A 2151-nucleotide genomic window follows, 5' to 3' on the forward strand; every position below is an offset into this window, starting at 1 on the left:
CACGCTCCAGGGCAGGCGGATGGTGGCGCTCGCGGTGGCCGCGATGCCTTCCTCGCGGCCCGTGAAGCCGAGCCGCTCGCTGGTGGTCGCCTTCACCGCGACGCGGGAGATGTCGACGCCGGAAATCTCGGCGATGCGTGCGCGCATGGTGTCGCGCAAGGGGCCGATCTTCGGCCGCTCGCAGATCATGGTGACCTCGAGATTGGCAATGCGGCCGCCGCGCGCCGTGACGCGCTCGATGGCGTATTTCAGGAACTGGTCGGAGGAGGCGCCCTTCCACTTCGCATCGCTCGGCGGAAAGTGCGAGCCGATGTCGCCGTCGGCGAGCGCGCCGAGGATGGCGTCGACCAGCGCATGCAGGCCGACATCGCCGTCGGAGTGGGCGAGGAAACCCTTGCTGTGCGGGACCCGCACGCCGCAGAGCATGAGATGGTCACCTTCGCCGAAGGCGTGCACGTCGTAGCCGGTGCCGGTCCTGATATCGCCGAGCTGGGCAGCCAGGCGCGCTTCCTCGCGCACGAAATCCTCGGGAGTGGTGAGCTTCATGTTGGCAACATCGCCTTCAAAGGTTGCAACCGTCAATCCCGCCCATTCGGCAATCGCGGCATCGTCGGTGAAATCGCTGCGACCGTCCTTTGCGGCGCGACGATGCGCCTCGAGGATGACGTCGAAACGAAAGGATTGCGGCGTCTGCGCGATTCTGAGGCGCGCGCGGTCCGGCGTGTCCTCGACATCGCCGCCCGCGCCGGTGACCTTGATGGTGTCGGTGACGGGAATGACGGGGATCGCCGCGCCAGTGCGGCTGGCCGCCTCGATCGCGCGCGAGATCACGCCGTCCGAGACGAAGGGCCGCGCCGCATCGTGGATCAGGACGATGTCGGGCTTGTGCTTGGCGAGCGCTTCCAAGCCGGCGAGCACCGAGGCCTGCCGGGTCGCGCCGCCATTCGTCGGCGGCTCATGGCTGAGGCCTGCGACCGCTGCCGTGAATATGGCGCCGTCGTCGGGGTTCACCACCGGCTGCACCGCAAACACGTCGGCGTGGCGGCTGAAGGCTTCCATGGCGCGGTAGATCACGGGCACGCCGCCGATCTCGCGATATTGCTTCGGTCCGCCGGCGCCTGCTCGCAGCCCGCGCCCGGCTGCGACGAGGACGACCGCGGTGCGCTGTGATTTCGCCATAGGAGTCGAATACTCAGTTGGTGATGGAAGAGTCGGGGAGTGGGGTGATTGCCGAATGCCTCTAGCACGGCAGGCCCGCAAAAAAAGGGGGTTTCCCCGGATTGTTGGAAACAGCATTTTGCTGCACTGCACTTGAAAGATTTGCAGAATTGTCTAAACTGTAGGCATGACGCTTGACTGCACAAGAATTGTGCGCAAGATAGGTCATGGCACGCGCGATGAGGCGCTGCCCAGTCGACGAGACCCCTGTGACCGGTTCGGCAGTATCCGGCTCTAAGCCGTTGAAAATAGGCGATATTGGTGTCGCCGTTCCGGTCTTCCTGGCGCCGATGTCGGGGGTGACGGACTCGCCCGTCCGCAAGCTGGCCGCCGAGCTTGGGGCCGGTCTCGTCGTGTCCGAAATGACCGCCAGCGACGAGCTCGCCAACGGCCACCGGATGTCCCGGTTGCGTTGCGAAGCCACCGGGATCGGCCCGCACGTGGTCCAGCTCGCCGGCTGCGAGACGCATTGGATGGCAGAGGGCGCCCGGATCGCCGAAGCCGAAGGCGCCGATATCATCGACATCAATATGGGCTGCCCGGCCCGCCACGTCACCGGCGGCCAGTCCGGCTCGGCCTTGATGCGTGACCTCGACCATGCCGTCAGCCTGATCGATGCGACCATCGCGGCGGTGAAGGTTCCGGTGACGCTGAAGATGCGGCTCGGCTGGGACGATCGCACGCGCAACGCGCCGGAGCTGGCGAAGCGCGCGGAAGCCTCCGGAATCAAGCTCGTCACGGTGCATGGCCGCACCCGCAGCCAGTTCTACAAGGGTGAGGCCGATTGGGATGCGATCCGCGCCGTGCGCGAGGCCATCGCCATTCCGCTCGTCGTCAACGGGGACATCACCTCCTACGAGAAGGCGCTCGCCGCCCTCGAGGCCTCCGGCGCCGATGCCGTGATGATCGGCCGCGGCGCGCAGGGCCAGCCCT

General features: G+C 66.7%; 2 protein-coding genes. One reads left to right on the forward strand and one right to left on the reverse strand.

Annotated features, from left to right (window positions below; translation table 11 throughout):
• Positions 1-1179: bifunctional 2-C-methyl-D-erythritol 4-phosphate cytidylyltransferase/2-C-methyl-D-erythritol 2,4-cyclodiphosphate synthase (locus MOV74_RS36675; protein ID WP_246932208.1), on the reverse strand; the 1179-nt coding region annotated here is incomplete at its 3' end.
• Between the two features lie 281 nt (positions 1180-1460).
• On the opposite strand from MOV74_RS36675, the gene MOV74_RS36680 reads away from it, so the two are divergent.
• A partial coding sequence (locus tag MOV74_RS36680; protein WP_246932210.1) for a tRNA-dihydrouridine synthase occupies positions 1461-2151 on the forward strand: 691 nt, incomplete at its 3' end.

The sequence above is a fragment of the Bradyrhizobium sp. SHOUNA76 genome (assembly GCF_023006445.1).
In the GTDB taxonomy this organism is placed as follows: Bacteria; Pseudomonadota; Alphaproteobacteria; order Rhizobiales; family Xanthobacteraceae; genus Bradyrhizobium.